Annotated in this window: 10 protein-coding genes and 2 pseudogenes; 3 read left to right on the forward strand and 9 right to left on the reverse strand. The window is 55.2% G+C overall.

Annotation, left to right across the window (positions count from 1 at the left end):
* Nucleotides 1-91 precede the first annotated feature (91 nt).
* Nucleotides 92-838, forward strand: a complete 747-nt coding sequence (locus ACIOZM_RS13745; protein WP_401214511.1) for a DUF899 domain-containing protein — start codon at nucleotides 92-94, stop codon at nucleotides 836-838.
* A 79-nt stretch (nucleotides 839-917) separates the two neighbouring features.
* Here ACIOZM_RS13745 and ACIOZM_RS13750 read toward each other — a convergent pair whose 3' ends face one another.
* The gene (locus tag ACIOZM_RS13750; RefSeq protein ID WP_401214513.1) at nucleotides 918-1,220 is read right to left on the reverse strand and encodes a hypothetical protein; all 303 of its coding nucleotides are present in this window, start codon (nucleotides 1,218-1,220) and stop codon (nucleotides 918-920) included.
* Nucleotides 1,220-1,564 carry a DNA/RNA non-specific endonuclease gene (locus tag ACIOZM_RS13755; protein ID WP_401214515.1) on the reverse strand — a complete coding sequence of 115 codons (345 nt, stop codon included), beginning with the start codon at nucleotides 1,562-1,564 and terminating at the stop codon, nucleotides 1,220-1,222. The genes ACIOZM_RS13750 and ACIOZM_RS13755 overlap by 1 nt, the downstream gene beginning before the upstream one ends.
* A gap of 186 nt (nucleotides 1,565-1,750) precedes the next feature.
* On the opposite strand from ACIOZM_RS13755, the pseudogene ACIOZM_RS13760 reads away from it, so the two are divergent.
* A pseudogene (locus tag ACIOZM_RS13760) lies at nucleotides 1,751-2,200 on the forward strand (DUF899 family protein); the annotation flags it as partial.
* 80 nt (nucleotides 2,201-2,280) lie between these two features.
* Here the strand turns inward: ACIOZM_RS13760 and ACIOZM_RS13765 are convergent.
* The 7 genes and pseudogenes from ACIOZM_RS13765 to ACIOZM_RS13795 all read right to left on the reverse strand — a co-directional run bounded on the left by ACIOZM_RS13765 (nucleotide 2,281) and on the right by ACIOZM_RS13795 (nucleotide 18,543).
* Complete coding sequence (locus ACIOZM_RS13765; protein WP_095050112.1) at nucleotides 2,281-2,583, reverse strand: hypothetical protein; 303 nt, start codon at nucleotides 2,581-2,583, stop codon at nucleotides 2,281-2,283.
* A 408-nt stretch (nucleotides 2,584-2,991) separates the two neighbouring features.
* A complete protein-coding gene (locus ACIOZM_RS13770; RefSeq protein ID WP_401214518.1) occupies nucleotides 2,992-3,411 on the reverse strand; it encodes a hypothetical protein in 420 nt (139 codons plus the stop codon).
* Between the two features lie 289 nt (nucleotides 3,412-3,700).
* On the reverse strand, nucleotides 3,701-4,126 hold the full coding sequence (locus ACIOZM_RS13775) for a hypothetical protein (protein WP_401214521.1): 426 nt from the start codon (nucleotides 4,124-4,126) through the stop codon (nucleotides 3,701-3,703).
* Between the two features lie 415 nt (nucleotides 4,127-4,541).
* Nucleotides 4,542-4,799: pseudogene (locus ACIOZM_RS13780) on the reverse strand (hypothetical protein); the annotation flags it as partial.
* Nucleotides 4,800-4,814: 15 nt separating this feature from the next.
* Entirely contained in the window at nucleotides 4,815-4,997 is a 183-nt protein-coding gene (locus tag ACIOZM_RS13785; protein WP_401214524.1) for a hypothetical protein, read from the reverse strand.
* 116 nt (nucleotides 4,998-5,113) lie between these two features.
* Nucleotides 5,114-5,587 carry a hypothetical protein gene (locus ACIOZM_RS13790; protein ID WP_401214527.1) on the reverse strand — a complete coding sequence of 158 codons (474 nt, stop codon included), beginning with the start codon at nucleotides 5,585-5,587 and terminating at the stop codon, nucleotides 5,114-5,116.
* Nucleotides 5,584-18,543 carry a hemagglutinin repeat-containing protein gene (locus ACIOZM_RS13795; RefSeq protein ID WP_401214529.1) on the reverse strand — a complete coding sequence of 4,320 codons (12,960 nt, stop codon included), beginning with the start codon at nucleotides 18,541-18,543 and terminating at the stop codon, nucleotides 5,584-5,586. Before ACIOZM_RS13795 ends, ACIOZM_RS13790 begins: the two co-directional genes overlap by 4 nt.
* Here ACIOZM_RS13795 and ACIOZM_RS13800 point away from each other — a divergent pair.
* Complete coding sequence (locus ACIOZM_RS13800) at nucleotides 18,542-18,778, forward strand: hypothetical protein (protein ID WP_401214531.1); 237 nt, start codon at nucleotides 18,542-18,544, stop codon at nucleotides 18,776-18,778. The genes ACIOZM_RS13795 and ACIOZM_RS13800 overlap by 2 nt on opposite strands.
* Nucleotides 18,779-18,903: the final 125 nt, after the last annotated feature.

Below are 18,903 nucleotides of genomic sequence, written 5' to 3' on the forward strand. Positions count from 1 at the left end.
CCCGCGCCGACCGACCGGCGGTCTGTCGATTTGCCTGCGGGTTAAACGACTAGTCTGAAACAGACGGTTTCAACCCGCAGGAGAAATCATCATGAACGTTGAGAATCATCCGGTGGTATCGCGCGAAGAGTGGCTCGCGGCCCGCAAACAGCATCTGCTTCATGAGAAAGCCTTCACCAAGGAGCGTGATCGCCTGAGTGCCGAACGCCGTGCACTCCCCTGGGTCAGGATCGACAAGGACTACCACTTCCAGGGACCGAATGGCGAACTGAGGCTGGCTGACATGTTTGGCAAAAACAGTCAGCTCATCGTTTATCACTTCATGTTTGCCAAGGATTGGGAAGAAGGTTGCCCGGGCTGCTCGTTCCTCAGCGACCACATTGATGGCGCCAATCTGCATCTGGCGCATCACGATATTGCCGTGGTTGCGGTTTCGCATGCGCCGTTCAGCGAGTTTCAAGCGTTTAAACGACGGATGGGCTGGAAGTTCGACTGGGTGTCGTCAGAAGGTTGCGATTTCAACTATGACTTTGGCGTTTGCGCCCGGGCTGAAGATGTCGCTGCTGGAAAGGCTACGTACAACTACGAAAAGACCGACAGTGCCGAGGAAGAAATGCCTGGGCTGAGCGTGTTTTATCGTGATGCAAAGGGCGACATCTTCCACACCTACTCAACTTACGCTCGCGGTCTGGACATGCTGGTCGGTGCCTACAACTATCTCGACCTCACGCCCAAGGGCAGAAATGAGGACGAGATCATGGAGTGGGTGCGGCATCATGATCGGTATGACGGGGGAAACGCTTCGAGTTGCTGCCACGAAGCACAGGCAACGAAGTAGTTCAAATGCGAAAAAACGGACGGCGAGTGCCGTCCGTTGTTCCGGACATAAGGTCACGTTTTTGAAAAGACTGGGTGAATCAATACTGGAATTTCGTTTTCACTTGCTCGCCTTCGCGATAAGACATGACAAATGACTTCCATGGTTCTCCACGCTTGTCTGCGTTGGCCTGTAATTCGCCTACAAGACGCAGAATTTTCGCGTCGTTCATATCGGTCTCGACGTTCCAGTCCTCCACTCCGTCCTTCTCAACACCCAGCTCCGTCTCACTGTATCCCTCACCCAACTCCACACCGTAGCTGAATGCATCGTAGCCATGGACGATACCGGCTTCGACTTCCTGGAAGATTTCCTGGACGATTTTTATATCTTCAGTAATCACTATATAACCTCCGGAATTTGATGGGGCTCGTTTTTAAAGAGTACAGTTTTAGCCTTCCCATCAATTATGTAAGTAACTCTCATCGCGTCAGGACGGACTGACCCTGGGTCTTCACGCACGAACCTGACGGTCGTTACACCAACTGTTTTTGATGGATCGTCCAGCGCCTCTCTAACTCTGTTTTCATAGAACACTTTGTAGGCCGAATTGTTGAAGTTCTTGTCCTGTGGGAAGAGATTGTACTGATCGCAGGTCCCGCCCTGGCTGCACCCCTGAGCATGCCCGCCCACGTCGCTATCCCGCCCTTCTTTACCCGCCGCCGTCTGCCTTGAGTCCCTAGGCACCTTCTCTTTGGTCGGGGTGAACGTCAGCTCTTACACCATACCTTTGCCATTGGTCGTAAAGGTATTGCCATTATCCAGCTCATAACGGGTGTTGGGGCTTCTGGCAGCAGGATTGTTGAGCAGTTCATATTCATGACTGCCTTTGACGGACTTGGCAGTCTCGACTTTTACCACCGCCTCGACGTGAGGCTTCTGCATTTGCCGCATCACGACATTGCCGTGGTCGCGGTTTCCCACGCACCGTTCAGCGAGTTTCAAGCGTTTAAACGGCGGATGGGTTGGAAGTTTGACTGGGTGTCGTCAGAAGGTTGCGATTTCAACTATGACTTTGGCGTTTGCGCGCGGGCTGAAGATGTCGCTGCTGGAAAGGCTACATACAACTACGAAAAGACTGACAGTGCCGAGGAAGAAATGCCTGGGCTGAGCGTGCTTTATCGCAATGCAAAGGGCGATATTTTCCACACCTACTCAACCTATGCCCGTGGTCTGGACATGCTGGTCGGTACCTACAACTATCTCGACCTCACGCCCAAAGGCAGGAATGAGGAGGAGATCATGGAGTGGGTGCGGCATCATGATCGGTATGAAGGGGGAAACGCTTCGAGTTGCTGCCACGAAGCGCAGGCAACGAAGTAGTTCAAATGCGAAAAAACGGACGGCGAGTGCCGTCCGTTTTCCCGGACATAAGGTCACGCTTTTGAAAAGACTTGGGTTAATCAATAATTGAATTTGGTCTTCACTTGCTCACCGTCGCGATAAGACATGACAAAAGATTTCCAGGGCTCGCCACGCTGCACGGCATTCGCCTTTAAATCTTTTGCCAAAAAATACACGTCGGAGACATCGAAATCGATTTCAGCGTCCGTTACCTCAACTCCGTCTTTTTCGACTGTCAGTTCGGCCTCCATGAACCCTTCACCCATCTCTATCTCGTAACGGAAGGCGTCGTATCCGTGAACAATACCCTCGTGGACCATCTGAAAAATTTTTTTGACGATTTCTAGATCATCTGTAATCACTCGATTATCTCCGGTATTTTTCGGGCTTCGTTCTCAAACACTACAGACTTGGTCTTGCCATCAATCGTGTAAAACACTTGCAACGAATCAGGCCGAGAAGATCCTGGCTCTTCACGTTTGAACTTTATTCTCGTGAGGCCGACCGTTTTGGAAGGATCTTCAAGTGCTTCCTTGATTCTATTTTCATAGAACACCTTGTAAGCCGAATTGTTGAAGTTGCTGTCTTGCGGAAAGAGATTATAACCATCGCAAGTGCCGCCCTGGCTACACGCCTGGGCATGCCCACCGACGTCAGGGTATAAAACGGGGACAGACTACGTTTTCGCGGTACCTTCTAAACGTGGTCTGTCCCCATTTACGCTGGACATGTATCCCTCACAGGAGGGGCGCTCATACAGAACCGTAGGATTAACTCTCCGAACGCAGGACGATATACAAAGTTGTTATCAATGCATCCTCACCATCATCAAGGTCGGGAACGTAAAATCTCATGCCGAATTTTGCAACGTCAAACCCGTCTTCGTTCAGATCAGGATGCTCACCGTTGCGACGAAATAAATCCAGCAAGGTGGAAAGCTTTTCGCCCACCAGCTTGTGTTCTTGCCAGGACACTGTACTTCTCTCGAAAAACTCCACACCTTTCACAATATCCCGCTCGTCGTAGAAAACATGCAAGTCGTGGAGTCTGAACGCATCGGTAGTATTCAAGGAAAATGTCGTTTTCGTGAAGTCCCTGAAATCGTTGCCCAACAGGCTGCGCACCTGATCTCTAGTCAAAGTTCCATTCAAACGCCCTACTGCCCCGAACATCGAGAATGAAAAGTCCACCCGCACTACCTCCTGAAATCGTTGGGATCTAGTTTGGAGGCATACTCCAACATTTATTTAATACCTTCATCATATTTACTACCAAAATTTTTCCGGATGTCCTCGATATCCATCTGAAGGGTAAAACGGGCATAAAACGGGGACAGACTACGTTTTCGCAGTACCTTCTAAACGTGGTCTGTCCCCATTTACCCCTTCCTCTAACACCGTAACCGATAACAACTGGCCTTTAACCAACTGACAATAGTCTCCGAACAACTTTATACCTTCTCAAATCGCACCAAAAAAATCACCTCTTCAAAAGCATCTTTTCCAAATTCAGCACAGACAATAGCTCCACATTACTTTTCGTCATTTTCGCACTTTCAATAGTAGCGTTAATCGGACCTGAATACTTTGACACATCCAAGCCGAGGCTAACCATAGACCTAATAGCGTCCAACGCCGCACACGTCACCTCTTCTCTTTCGCGAGACATAACCTCAAGTATCACGTAAAGCGCTCGCTCTTCAGCAGCGACCCCCATTGATTCACACATGCGTAAAACCCAGTATTCGCTCTTATCTCTTACAGACGACAAAAGAGTCGACCAGTCATCATCGGAAAAATTATCCAACATATCTGAAGCTTCAACAATTGCGACATCGGACCAATAATCGATTGGAAACTCATCTGTCGCAAACCGACCAATCAGCTCATCAAATTTTTTATACATATTATTGACCCATAAAACTTTTCGTGTAAAACGCGGATAGAAACCCGGGGACAGACCACACTTTTAAACGTGGTCTGTCCCCATTTACCCTCCCTTGGCAGGGTGAGGGTTTGTGGCGGGCGATCCGCACGATTCCGGCGGCGGAACGGGTGCAGGATCCGGTGGGTGAAAGTGGGTTGCCGCCGCTTTATCCGAAGTAAAAAGCAAAAGATCGCAGCCTTCGGCAGGTCCTGCAGAGTGGGCACGTATCCCTGTAGGAGCTGCCGAAGGCTGCGATCTTTTGATTTTGATTGGGGAAAAAGGCTTAGCGCGGTAGGCGGCACGCAGTTTGACACCGCGCTTGACGGCGTTTGCCTGTACTCAACCTTCAACCTCATCCCCCATATTACGCTTAGCGGAGCGACCGTTTAGTCGCTTAAGTATCGACTTCCTTCTTCAATTTTTCTTTGAAACTGTGCACTTCCGATAGAGGTACGACCCATTCGGAAATCTTGTCTCCATCTTCGTTAACCACCTCGCGCGGACCGACGTAAGTATTGACATCGTCCACATTAAACCCAGGAACAACGTCGTCTAGAAAAACCACACTATTCTGAATGTGAACAGACTCTCCAACAAAATACAAAACCCAGACCATCAGGAAATTTGCGGACTCTGGATCAAGCATTGAAGTGACTAATACAGAATGCTATCTTCTTTCGAGACCGAGACAAAGCGATGAGCACCAGCTATTCAAGTATTCCTGCCTGCCCCAGAAAGAGATCGGAGCAAAGAAGCTTTCCTCTTCCTCACCCAGTCGTATCAATCCACGTAAAGCCTGGGTTCCAAAGTGCTCGGAAGGCTCTTTTTCCAGCAAGATATCAAAGCTCATTATTTAATCCTTCACCCAATTCAAATCTTTATCGTACGTACCGACATGGAGAACTGGGAGACAGACCACGTTTATTTAAACGTGGCCTGTCCCTTGATAGCTTCCTTATGAGCGAGTTACTCACCCACCTGAAAAAACGTAATGACGGGGCCGTAGTCACTTTCTGAATTCGAGACTTCCACAGAGAATTTCTGGCCGGGAAATTTCTCTTTCAGCACCATTCTCCAAGAGAATGCAATTACATTGCACAGCTGAAAAAAAACGCTGTCCGACACATTATCTGCGCACTGATCAAAAAGATCATAAACATGCACATTATTAATGATCCGCTCTACTTCGCGAACATCATTCATCTCAGCCATTCGCGCAGAGAATGTTTCAAAAGCAAAATTTCGCTCCAGAAAAACCCCCCCCCCAACCGTCAAAAAGTCTGGGAAAAACACCTTCGAAAATAACAACATTTGCTCAGGATGACATTGATCACTGATATATGAAAAAACATCCAGCCCCTCTTGTTCAGTCCACTGTTTTTTCCAGGTCTCGTAGTTTACGGCGTCCGTAACAGGGGGAATTGAGTAGATCCCATTCATGGTATTTCTTCCGGATTGACGCTTCTTGGAGGCGCTTTGGTGGATGGTGACTGAACTCTGACTGATCCATCAGGGAGGGTATTTCTACCATACTCAATGACATGAGGCGTTGGTACACCTGCGTGAGCGGCACCCGTGACATCCACGCGTTTGATGATCATGCCTTGCGAATCGTATACCGCATAACTGGTGATATTTCCTCGATTATCAGCACGATACAGAGTCGCCCCCTTAGGCCCCAACAGGCTGAATCTACCGCTGACTTGTGTGGCATGCTCCAAGGGGCCTCCAATCAGATTCGCGGCATTTCGCGGGGGGGTCAATACAGACGGAGTATGAGGCGAACCTCCGCCCGTCGGTCCTTTGTTCGTCATCGTGAGCACTCGCCCGCCCACTTTTACACCAAGTGACTTAAACTCACCCAACGCCGCATCGATAAGGAAACGCGAAGCAACGACATAGTTATCACCTTCCAGAGGATACTTGACGGTGTTGCCATTCTCATGCTCACCCTTTGCAAGCTCGTTGCTCTTCCTCAGGCTTTCCTCTGATTTACCGGTAAAGAAAGCTGCCAATTTAATCGCTGCGCCATCTTTTAACTCTTCAACTTCCTTACCTGCTGCAGCATTAATCAGAGCGTTTGCAGTAAAGCTCACCATGAATTTCATGGGTCCCATTACAGCTTGAGCTGCAATGGCAACGGTTTTGAGCTGATCACGTTTATCAGCCGGCAATGAATTGGCCACCACGAGCAGGTCACCCAGCTCGGAAAGGGCCGCCTGCCCCATGGGAATGACCTTCTCGTTCACTGTGGTCGTATCGAGATAGAAGACGTTCGTTCCCCCACTACCGTCGTTCTTGGGGTCCATGATGATGTTGCCCTGATCAACCTCCTTCGCCATTTCCTTATCGTAGTCGGCTGCCAGATCGGCAAATCGCTTGAGTCCAGCAAGCACTTTGGGGTCAAGGGAATCCATATCCGAAGGATCTTTTCCCTGTCGAACAAAGTTCTTTGTGACGGCCAATGCCTGCTCATCACCAAGCTCTTTGCGAAGCGAAGGAGACACCTCACTGATATCAACTAGCTGAGCATTGATTGCCAGTTTCAGATTTTGCAGAAAGCTGGCACCGGCCAAAGCCTGGTTGAGCATGTTCTTTTTGAAGTTGGTAATGCTTTCGCCCCAACGGTCCAGCGTCTCTAACGGATGGCTGACGGCATCAATGGAAGAACTGCTCGCATACAACGTCGTGCGATGCTCCTCATCCTTGGTGATCTCATAGGACTTGTTCACATCACGATTAAGACCCGCCGTGGAATCCTGGCCGGTGACCTTGTCGTTACGCACGACAATCTGACCTTCACCCACGGTGGCATTCAGTGTCTGCTGACGATCCTTGTCGTACTTGTAGCCCTCCACGGCCCAGCTGTTTTTGCTCTCGCCTTCCATGCCCTTGTTCGGTTTGTCGGCCTGGGCGCCACCGCCTCCGCCATAGCTGCCGCTGACATTGAGGTAATAACCGTGCTCGTTATCCTTGCCGGTAATGTTGCGGTAGCCGAGGGTATCGGTGTCGAGTTTCAGGTTGCCGTTGTCGGCGCTGATCACCGAGCCATCGAGTTGCGTATGGTTTTCGGTACGGATGTCGACATTGCTTTTGCCGCTGATAACGGTCTGGTTGTCGACCCAGTTGGTTTTGCCGTTGGTCTCGCCATAACCCAGCGAGCCGCTGACCGTTGCACCGAAGCTCACCGCGACCGTCAGGCTGGCGTCGAACTCCTTGCCTTCGACCTTGCCGGTGTTCGGCACAGAGGTCACGGTCAGGTTGCGACCGACATCACCGATGACTTCGTCGCCACGCAAAGTCGCGCCAGCGATATTGGTATCGCGACCGCTTTCGAAGCCCAGTTTGTTGCCGGCATACAGATAGGCTTCTTGCTGCTTGACGCCCTCACGGTTGAGATCGCCGATGCCCATATTCGCCGAACCATAAACACCGAAGCCGTCCTTGCCGGCGATGATGCCGCCCTCCGCACCCCAGCTACGCCGATCGTGCGAACTCTCATAGGCGTTCTGCGCCGAAAGAATGTTCAGATCGTTGCCAGCCTTGAGGGAAATATCGCGTACAGCTGTGGCCCGGGTGCCGATCAGGGTCAGATCGTTTTCCGCGTCAAGGTTGATGCTGCCACCGGCGTTCAACTGAGTTGCCGTCGAGGTGCCCTGAGTCGATTGGTCTACGGTGCCGGCATTGCTGACACCCACGCCCAGTTTGAAGCCGCCAGTGGTGCCACCTTTGACACCACCCTTGCTTTGGGTCGAATGCCCGTCACTGCTTTGCGAGCCATGCGCAACGTCAAAGGTGATGTCCTTGCCTTTGACATTGATGTCACGGCCGGCATTGAACTGGCTACCGCTGACATTGACGTTGTTGCCAGCGTCCAGCGAGATGTCATTGCCTGCAGAAAGTGTCGACGGACGTTGAGTGACCGACGTCTGAGTCTGGCTTGAACTGACGCTTGAGCCACCGATATGTCCGTCAAATTTGGGTCCACTGAAGAACTGATCCAGAGTATCAACCGACTTCAGTACGCTTGAGCCTTTGCTGACCCCATCCTCACCTTTGCCAGTGCCTTTGAGACCATCCATGGTGTTGCCAATGTTGTAGGCCGTGGTCACGGTGATACCGTTGCGCTTGATGCTGTCACGGATGGTGACTTCGCTGGCCTCTTCCTTGGCATCGATGTTGATGTCGCGATCAGCCTTGAGCCGGATGTTGTTCTCGGCGGTCAGATCGGAACCTTGCTGGTTGATGTCGCGACCGGCGTTTACATTGATGTTCATCCCCGCATCGATGGAGCTGCCCGCTGCGGTGTAGCCCTTGTTGTTGACGCCATGCTGAAGGGTTTCGCTGCCGACGAACGTGGTGAAGGCATTGCTGTCGATGGTCTGTTTGATCCCGACGCTTTTGTCCGTCTCCCAAGTATTGCTGCGCTGCTGATCGATCGAGGCAACCACGTTGACATCGCGGCCGGCATCGAGCGAAACGCTGTTATCGGCACTGATTCCACTGCCAATGACGTTGATGTCGCGAGATGCATTGAGAATCGCATCGTGCCCGGCATTGACCTGGCTGCCAATGCTATTGGAACTAACGACTTCACGTCCGCCATTGTGCGAGGCACCGACGGTGATATCGGCTCCCAGCCCCGGAGTACCGGCAAAGACACCAATGGTGTCCTTGAGCGACATACCCAGTTTTTTCTTGTATTCCTCGGCTCGGCTGTACGCTTGGTCATCCGCAGACGACAGGGTGATATCACCCTCCTTGTCCACGAGACCCGCATGTAGTTCAGCATCATTGTCAGCGTTGACTTCACTGGCGTTCAGACGAACATCGCGTCCTGCCAGTACCACGGCATCATGCCCGGCGTTCAACTGGCTACCGATTTGAGTAACAGCAGTCTGTAAGTGGCTGCTGCCACTTTTCGACAGGCCGAAAGTACCAGTCTTGGTTTTCTTGGTGTAAGAGCCGGATTCTTCTGTAGCGGAAAGCACAGCCACATCGTTGGTCGCACCGACGACGAGGTCTTTGCCGGCGTTCAATTGACTACCGATGATGGTGACATTGCGCCCGCCATCCAGACTCACGGCGCCATCTTCGTCCTTGGAGGAGTTGACGGTCAGATCGCGCCCGGCTTCAATCACGGAAGCGACGTTCTCGCTCTCATAACTTTCTGTCGTGGTAGTTTTGCTGCGCCCGAAGGAGCCCTCTTTCTTTTTGTAGTAATAGGACGAACTCTCGTCCTTTGCCGAGGCAACAGTGATGTCCTGGACCGCATCGAGGCTGACATCCTCAGTAGCCTTGATGCGGCTGGCGATGATGCCCAAATCGTTACCCGCATTCAGGGCAATGTCGCGACCGGCGCTCAGCACCGACGACTGTTGCGTGATGCTATGGGTTTCATTCGCGCGCTTCTTGCTGCGCGAGACGTAATCACTCTCGTCGGCAGCCGAAGTGATCACGATGTCATGACCTGAATCGACGCTGAGATCGCGCTTGGCATCCAGTCGACTGGCAACAATCGCCACGTCACGATCAGCGCTGATCGACAGGTCCCGCCCGGACGTCACTTCAGCGCCGTGCTGGGTAATCGTCTGGTTGAGGTAACTGCCACCCCGCGCATCGGTGCTGCGGTTCTGCACCGAAGTGATATTCACATCACGATCAGCGTCGAGCGTCATGTCCCGGCCGCTTTGCAGCACGCCGCCGATGTTGTTGATGTCTTGGCCGGACTCGATCGTCAGGTCGTTAGCCGCTTCGATCCGTGCGGCGTTGTCCAGGTAGTCACGGTGGAACACATTTCCACCGCGGCTGACATCGACACTGTTCACGTCTCGTTGGTTGATCACATCGCCATTAGTGGCGGTCAGACTGACATCCTTGCCGGAGATAATGCCGCCGGATTTGTTGATGATGTCATTCCCGGCCTTGAGCGTCAGGCGCTCGCCGGCTTCGATAAGACCAGTGTTGGTGAGGTTGTTGCCAGCTTCGGCCGACAGGTTGTTGGAGGCGCGTAACGTCCCCGCATTATCGAGGTTACCGCCGGCGATCAGGGTCACGTCTCCACCCTGGATCAGCGCACCGTTAGGTGCCAACCGATTGTTCGCTTGCGCCAGGTACAAGACCGGCACCAGCACTTTTTCGCCATTCACTTCATGCTCTTCGAGCCAGACGATGTCATGGGTCAGCGCAGCGACTTGTTGTGCAGTGAGGGTTACGCCCATCGACAGGTTGAGCTGATCCTTGCTGGCGACGGCGTTGTTCATCAGGTACTTGAACATCGCTTCGTCAGAGGTCTGGCCGTCGATGAATCGTTGACCGGTGCGAGCCACCACGGCCTGCTGCACCATGCGTTGTTCAAACAAGCCATCGCCCAGGCGCTTGGCGCTGGTGTCGAGGTCGTAGCCGAGCTTGCCCAGCAGATAGTCCGAACTCATGAACTGCTTGAGATTAGTCAGTGCAGGGTTGGTTTCGATCAGGTATTTGTGCGGATTAGAACGCACGCTAGTGTCGGGCAAGCCCTGGACACGCGGCACTTCAAACGAAACGTTGCCACGATTGGGCATCAACACCCCGACTGGTCCGTCGCCAGCGGCAGCATTGACGTTGATGGCGGCGGTCTTGTCGTTGAGATTCAGCGACGGGCGACCCGCCAATGCCAGCTCACGATTTTTTACCGAAACCGGATCGTTGTTGTCGAACTGTAACTCAGAGGCTTTCCTGACCGGCATGCCGTCAGAGCGCTGCGCCGAGGTAGCGGCAACTGTACCGATCGTCCAGTCCCTGCCGGCTACGATCGTTTGTTCGCTGCCGTCCTTGCGACTGAGGCGGAACAAACCGTTGTCGCCGGTCGGCAGACTGAAGCCCGGCAAGGCCAGCGGGTTGACCTGTTGTTGGGCCAAGTCTGGCGGTAGTTGAGCGTTGATGCGGATGACAGGAATAGTCGCTCCGGCATTGACTCCTGTTTGCGGAGAATTCTTTGCTACGGGGGCGAAGTTTGTGTATGCCTGTAAGGTACCGTTTTTGATAGTCGTTTTAGCATTGACTTCCACGGATTGCCCGGCCTGGATGATCGCAGACGCTCCGCCGTTGCTTGTGAAGGTGATACCGCCCCCAGGTTTGGGGGAATAACCCAGCAATGTTGCGGGTACGGGAACGTCAGGCCCTTGACCGAAATAAGGGTTCAGGGTTGCTTTAGTCTGGTCGGCGCGTGGTATGGGAGCCTGCCAGCATCCCTGCCAATCCTGCCCGCCGCAGGTGTAGAACGAATACTCATGCTCATATTTGGAGTTCTTCCGAGCGTAAGCGGTAATCGGCCCCGTGGCTTCATCAACCAGCCCTTCAAAGTCTCGTTTCTTGGCAGTATAGATAAGCGTCTTAGTGTAGCTTCCAGACTCCAGTCCCGTGTTATCAAACGATATCACATCAAGTTTGATATTTTTTCCAGCAGAGAATAATGAGGCGAAGTTGGAAAAGTTGCCGACGGTTGCGTTTACATTCCCGCCAACGGATACAACAGCCTGTTCTCCGTTGATGATCGATTCGGACTCATAGTGTTCTTCAATGTAGTAATCGATCCACTTGCATTCGCGGCCAATACACTCATAGGTGATATCACCGGAAATAAGTTTGTCTTGCCCCAGTACCCCTTCAGTCTTGTTATTGAAACTATTGGCCGACAGCGAAAAATCGCCGTCAACATTGATCGACGCCGCAAGGTTGTTGACGCTGTTGGCACGTCCGCCGTTTTGCCCGGCAATCGTCAAATTGCCAATGCTGTAAACGTCGCCAGTCTGGTTGGTGAAGTCATTGACCAGCAGGTTCATGTTGCCGCCGCTGAAGATCAGCCCGCGGCTATTCACCAGACTCGCCGTTCTGATCGTCAGGTCCTGTGCAGCGCCCAAGGTACCGGTGTTGCTCACGCCACCGGCGTTAATTGAAAGGCCGTAATTGGACGTCAGTCGACCACCAGCGTTGTTCAGCAGCCCGCCAATATTGAACGTGCCTTGCCCGCCACTGCCGATGCTCGAAGCACTGGTCAAGCCAAGTTGGGCGGCGTTAAAGGTCATGTCGCCCAGGCTGCTCACCCGACCATTACCGCCGTAAGCGCCACCGATCTGGAAGTCCATACCGCCGTCACTGGCAATCAAACCATCGTTAGTCCAATTGCCACCGCGTGCGACCAATTGATTCGAGGCCAGCAACTGTCCGCTGGCGGTTTGCACGAAGTTGCCGACGTTGACCGTCAACCGCCCCGCCTGAATCACGCTGCTGTTGGTCCAGCTGTCGGCGTTCAGCGTCAGGCCGCCACGGGTTACCAGCGAACCACCAGCGTTGATGACGTTGCCTGTGGAGATGTCGAACTCGCCCACTCCTACATGGGTGATCGAGCCACCGGCGTTGAGCAGGCTTGGCGCTGCGAGGGTGAAGTCGGTGTTGGCGGTTTCCACCAGGCCATTGCGGTTGTCGAACTGGCTGCCGATCTGGAAACTGGTTTTGCCGGCGGTGCCCAGCGCGCGCAGTTTGCCGCCCTGGTTATCCAGAGAGGTGGCACGGATCGCCAGAGCGCCGGCGCTTTCGATCAGGCCACCGCGGTTGCTGAGTTGGCCATTGAGGCCAAGGTCGATGGCGCTGCCGCTGACCTGACCGGCGTTGTTGTTCATCGAGCCGGCATCGACTTTCACGAAGCCTTTGGCGTAGATGCCGCCACCGCTGTTGTCCAGCGCGTTGTTACCAGCGTTGAGCAGGATGTTGCCGCTGTTGGCGGCGATGCGTCCGCCGTCGCTGTAAATGCCGCCCAGCGCTTGCAGGTCGAGACGACTGCCTTCGATCTTGCCGCCCTGACCGTTGCGCAATACGCCGCTCAGTCGGGTTTGCAGCAGACCTTTGAGGCTCGACAGCACACCACCACGGCTGTCGAGGCTGGCGGCGGTGAGCGTCAGGTCGCCGTTCTGGGCGATGATCTTGCCGCCCTGGTTGTCGATGGCGCCGTTGCCCGCGTTGACGGTCAACGCGGTCATGCTTTGCACCGCGCCTTTGGCGTTGTTGAGCCCGGCAGCGGTGATCGTCACGGCGGCGTCGCGGCTGGAGATCAGACCGTCGGCATTGTTGTAAAGCGTGCCGTCGGCAGTGAGGTCCAACTTATCGTTGGCCGAGATCGTACCGCCCTGACTGTTGTTCAGATCTCCGTGGGTCAGCAGGCTCAGCAGGGTTTCGCTGATCAGTTGACCGCCACGGTTATCGACGCTGGCGGCGCGTTTGATCATCAGCGGCCCGGTGCTGCCGAGTGCGCCGTTGACGTTGCTCAGCGCGCCGAGCAGGTCGAGAGTGACGCTGTCCTTGCCGACCAGGCTGCCGCCGTCGTTGTTCAGTTGGGTGCCAGTGAAGGTCAGGGCTTTTTTGCCGGTGATTCTGCCGGCGCTGTTGTCCAGGGTTGTCGCGCGGATATCCAGCGCATCACCGCTTTCAAGCAAACCGCCTGCGGTGTTGCTGAGCGTGCCGCCGATCAGGGTCAGGGTCTGCTTGCCGCCGCTGGTCACCGTGCCGCCGCTGTTATCCAGACTGGCGGCCTTGATGCTCACCTCGCCCTTGCCGCCGACTCCGCCTTTGCTGCGGTTGATCAGCGCGCCGCTGAGGTCGATGCTGGTGTTGCCGAGCAGACTGGAAACCGTGCCTTCCAGGCTGTTATCGAGCGTGCCGCCAGTGACCGTCACGCCGTTCCAGCCGGAGACCAGACCGCTCTGATTGTGCAGCAGCGTCGCGCTGAGGCTCAGTTGTTCGTTGCTGATCAGGTTGCCGCCACGGTTGTCCAGCGAGTTGCCGTTGAGGCTGAAGCTGTGGACGCTGGAGATTTCGCCCTTCTGGTTATTCAAGTCATGCAGCGGAGCAATGTTTAGCACGCCTTTGCTGTTGATCACGCCGCCCTGGTTATTCAGATCGCGCAGATGGGCAATGCTCACATCGCCTTTGCTGCTGATCAGGCCGTCCTGATTGTTCAGGTCTGCGGCAGTTTTGCTCAGTTCGATGGCAACCCCGGAAACGCCCACCAGCGTGCCGCCCTGATTGTTAAGGCCGTTGCTGTTGAGGGTCAGATGCTGCGCAGCCTTGATGCTGCCCTTGCTTTGGTTGTTCAGCAGGCCATCGACGGTGACTTCGATATCGCTGTCGCTGAGCAACACACCGGAGCCGCTGTTATCCAGACTCGCTGCGCGAATCTGCAAAGCGGCGGCGGCGATCTTGCCTTTGATCGAGGTCAGCGCGTTGTCGATTTTCAGCGTGAGTTTCTGGTTGCTCAGCAGTTGACCACCGCTGTTGTCCAGCGATTGGGCGATCAGTTCAAAAGCCTGATCGCTGGAGATTTCGCCGCCACGGTTGTTCACGTCGGCGAGGTTTTTCAGCAGCAACTGCCCCGGTGCATTGATGATGCCGCCACCCTGGTTATTCAGCGCGCCGCCGTTCAGATCGACGCTCACATTAGCGCCGCTGAACAGCTTGCCACCCTGCTGGTCGAGGCCATGGATATTGGCCACCAGCGTCTTGCCGGCGCCTATGCTGCCAGCGTTGTTGGTCACCTGACCGGCGCTGATGTCGACCTGGTCGTCGGCGTAGATGCTCGCCTGGCTGTTGTTGAGTTCACCGGTAGTGATGCGCAGTTTGCCTTTGCTGCTGATCACACCACTTTGCTGGTTATCCAGTGCGCTGCTGTTGAGAGTTAAACCGGTATCGGTCAGCAGTTTGCCGCCCTGATTACTGACCGCGCCATGGGTGTCGACTGTGAGTGCTTTGGCGCTGGAGACAGTGCCGGCGTTGTTGTTGAGGCTCTGCGCAGTGATCGCCAAGGTGCCTTCGCTGACGATGCTGCCATTAGCGTTGTTCAGATCCGATGCGAGGTTGATCGCGAGATCTTTCTGAGTGGTCAGACGGCCGCTGTTTTCCAGGCTCTGCCCGGTCAGGGTCAGCCCGGTGTCGCCGGACAGCAGGCCTTTATTGCGGTTGATGATTTGATTGACGGTCAGCGCCAGATTGCCGCCGGCCAACATGTAGCCGCTGTCGCTGTTATCGAGCCAGGCACCGATCAGGCTCACACCGGCCTTGCTCGACAGTTCGCCAGTGCGGTTATCGATGCGGTCGACGATCAGGTTCAGCGTGTTGGTCGAACCCAGCAGACCTTCCTGACGGTTATCCAGACTCGCCGCTTTGAGTACCAGACCATTGTCGGCAATCACCACGCCCGCCCGGTTGTCGAACGAGTTGGTCACCGTCAGATCGACGTCGCCCCGCACGCGGATTTCGCCGCTGGTGTTGTTCAAACTGTCGCTGCGACTTTCAAGGCTGGCGGCAGCGATCACGCCTTTGACGTTGCTCAGTGCGCGGTCGATAACGAAGGTGAGTTTTTCGTTGCTGAGCAGTTTGCCGCCGTCGTTGTTCAGGCTTTGCGCGTTGATGCTCCAGGCCTTGGCGGCGGAAATTTCCCCGCCGCTGTTGTTCACCTCGTTGAGGTTTTTCAACAGCAATTGACCCGGCGTATGAATGTTGCCGCGCTGGTTGTTCAGCAGACCGTTGTGCATGTCCAGCGTCAGGTCGCTGTTGCTGAAAAGCTTGCCGCCATCCTGCTCCATCGACGTGACCGACACATCGAGCCGCTGCTGACTGCCGATGCTGCCGCCCGAGTTATCGAGGTGAGCGGTGGTCAGCAGCAATGTGCCGTCGGTGGCCAGACTGCCGCCCTGACGGTTTTTCAATTCTCCGGTGGTCAGGGTCGAGTCGGCCTTGGCGCTGATCACGCCGTTGTCACTGTTGTCGAGGCTGGCGCTGGTGAACGTCAGGCCTTTCTGCGAAGCGATCAGGCCACCCTGACTCAACACGGCGGCTTTGGAGGTGAGCGCCATCGACTCGATGCTCGACAGTTTGCCCAGACGATTGTCGAGGCTGCCGGCGTTGAGCGTCATCTGGCCTTCGCTGCTGATCAGGCCCTGCTGGTTGTCCATGGCCTCGTCGAAGCTCAGTCCCAGACTGGCCTGACTGACAATGCGTCCGCCAACGTTGCTCAAACCGATACCGCTCAAGGTGCTCGCGCCTTTGCTGAAAATCAGGCCGTTGGTGGCGTTGATGATCTGCGCGACTTTCAGCGCGAGCGTGGTGTCGGACAACACTTTGCCGCCCTCGCTGTTGTCCAGACGTGAACCGTTGAGCTGCAGATTCAGTTGGCTGGTAAGTGAACCGCCACGGTTGTCGATCTGGTCGACGTTGACGGTCAGGGTCTTGAGCGATCCGACGAGGCCGTCCTTGTGGTTATCCAGCGTCTTGCCGGTCAGCAGCAAGTTGCCTTCGGCGACCAGTTCGCCGCCCTGCTGACTCAGGCTGCCGATGTTCGCGTTGATATCGCCCTTGGCGGAAATCCGTCCGGCATCGTTGACCACCTCATTGGCCTTGAGGCTCATCAGCCCCGTCGAGGTGAGCAGACCGCCGTTGCGGTTATCCAGTTTGTTGCCTTCGAAGGTCAGCGTGGTCTTGCTTTCAAGTCGGCCCTTGTCGCGGTTGTCCAGCTCACTGATCAACAGCTTCGCCGCCTGATCGGCACGAATCGTCCCGCCACGATTGTCGGTGTGGGCGCTGCTGACGGTCAGGGTGCTGAGGCTGGAAATCTTGCCAGCGCGGTTATCCAGACGCGTGGCTTGCACATCCATCGCGCCGTTGGCCTGGATCAGGCCTTTGTTCTGGTTGTTCAGTTGATCACTGACCCGGGTGGTCAGCGTGCCTTCGCTGGTCAGCTGGCCTTGCTGGCTGTTGTCGAGTTGTTGCGCTCGCACGGCGAGGGTCTGCTTTGCGCCAATCTTGCCGCTGCTGTTGTTGATTGCGCCGAGCGCGGTGATGTCGAGCAAACGGCTGGCCATCATCAGGCCGGCGACGTTATCCAGCGACGTGACGCTGAGCACGATGTCGCTCTGGCTGGTGAGTTCGCCGTTGCTGTTGATGAGTTGGCCGACGTTGGCCGTGAGCTTTGCGTTGCTGTTGATGACACCTTTATTGTTCAACACCTGAGCGGCATTCAAGCTCAGCGTGGTGTCGCTCAGCACCTTGCCGGTGTTGCGGTTATCCAGCGTCCCGGCGGTGATCGCGGTGGCCTGCCCACTAAGGGTGCCGCCCTGGTTGTTCAAGGTTTGCGTGGTATTGACCGTCAGGTTGCGGCTCGCGACCAGGCTTTTGCCAGTGTTGTCGAGGTTTTGTGCGCTCAGGCTCAGATCACCCGTGGCGTTGCGGCTGCCGTCAGCATTGACGCCGGCCTCGATTGCGCCAGCGTTGGTAATCTGCCCACCGGCACTGAGGTTGATGCTGTCGCGGGCCGCAAGGGTTTGGCGGTTGGTCAGGTTGCCCTGCGTCTGCACGTTCAGCGCAGTGCCGGCGTACACCGGCCCGCGTGCATCGAGACTGGCAGCTTTGACGTTCACCGCGCCAGTCGCCGAGGTATCAATCATGCTCAGTTGGCCGCTGGCATCGAGCTGGATGTCACCGCCGCTGGCGATCAGTTTGCCGTCGAGTTTGACCCCGACACCCGCCTCGGTGCCGACCAGTTTGATCGCCCCGGCGTACATGCCGCCGAGGGCCGAGGAGTCGATGGCCAATTGCGGTTTGGCGCTACCGTCATCGGCCCGGGCGGTGGCATTCAGGGTTTGCGCGTTGACGTCGTTGCGACCGGCGACAATAGTCAGGTTCTGTGCCTGGAGTTGCGCATTGATCTTCGCGCTGCGGGTGATGATTTCGAACCGATCAACGTTGGTCGCGTTAAGGCCCGCGCCTTCGATAGCGACGCTGCCCTGATCGACCTGGAAACGATCCAGTCGACCGTTGTCGAGCACCGGTTTACCGGTAGTCAGCGTCACCCGTGGCGCGTTAATGAAACCGCAGCCGTTGCAGGTGATGCCGTAAGGGTTGGCCACGATCACCCGCGCCGACTGCCCCGCCACTTCGGTATAACCGCGCAACTGGCTCGGATTGCCGCTGATGACTTCGTTGAGAATCACCTGTGCCGAACCGCTGTTCTTCAGATTCGGGTTGTCGATGATGTGCCCGCCCAACTGCGTGGCGGAATTCTGAGTCGAGCCGTTGTTGAGGATCAGGCCCTGCGCCGTGACGTTGTAGTCGTGGAACTGGTTGTGCGACAGCCCACTGCCGTTAGGCGTGGCGATGTTGATGATCGGCACGCCGTTGCCGGCTCGATCCAGCGAAGTGTTCGGGTTGGCCACGACGATGCCGTCGGCCTGCGCCCACATCGGTTGCCAGAACATGACGTTGGCCAATAGAAATGCCAACCCGCGCTTGGGCATGCCCAAGAAAGACTCACGGGTTTTCACGGCAGCAGAAGGCTGCTGAGCGAGGAAGGCGTAATGGCGAACGTCCATGTTGAAAGATCTCGTTGCGACGGGCGAATGTGGTCAGGGCAATCGACAGGCAAAACAATCCCTACCCGGCCAGATGAGGCATGCCGGTAGAGTGAAAACATTTGAAAAGGGGATATACGCGCGCTTCGGTCAGAACGTCCAAAGCGTTGCAAAACGTCCGCAGAATGCTTCTGCGAAAAGTCTGATCGATCCCTCGAAATCGCACACTGATATCAATGTGATGGCGCGATGGTAGATTGCCATCATTCTGACGTCAACAACCCGTTACACATCTGACTCAGCAACCGCTCTAGTACGCAGGTTTTCGCCGAAAAGCTGATTTTCAGCGAAGTTCGCGACCCGTCAGTCACCGATGAACAA

Source organism: Pseudomonas sp. NPDC087346 (genome assembly GCF_044744235.1).
GTDB lineage: Bacteria > Pseudomonadota > Gammaproteobacteria > Pseudomonadales > Pseudomonadaceae > Aquipseudomonas.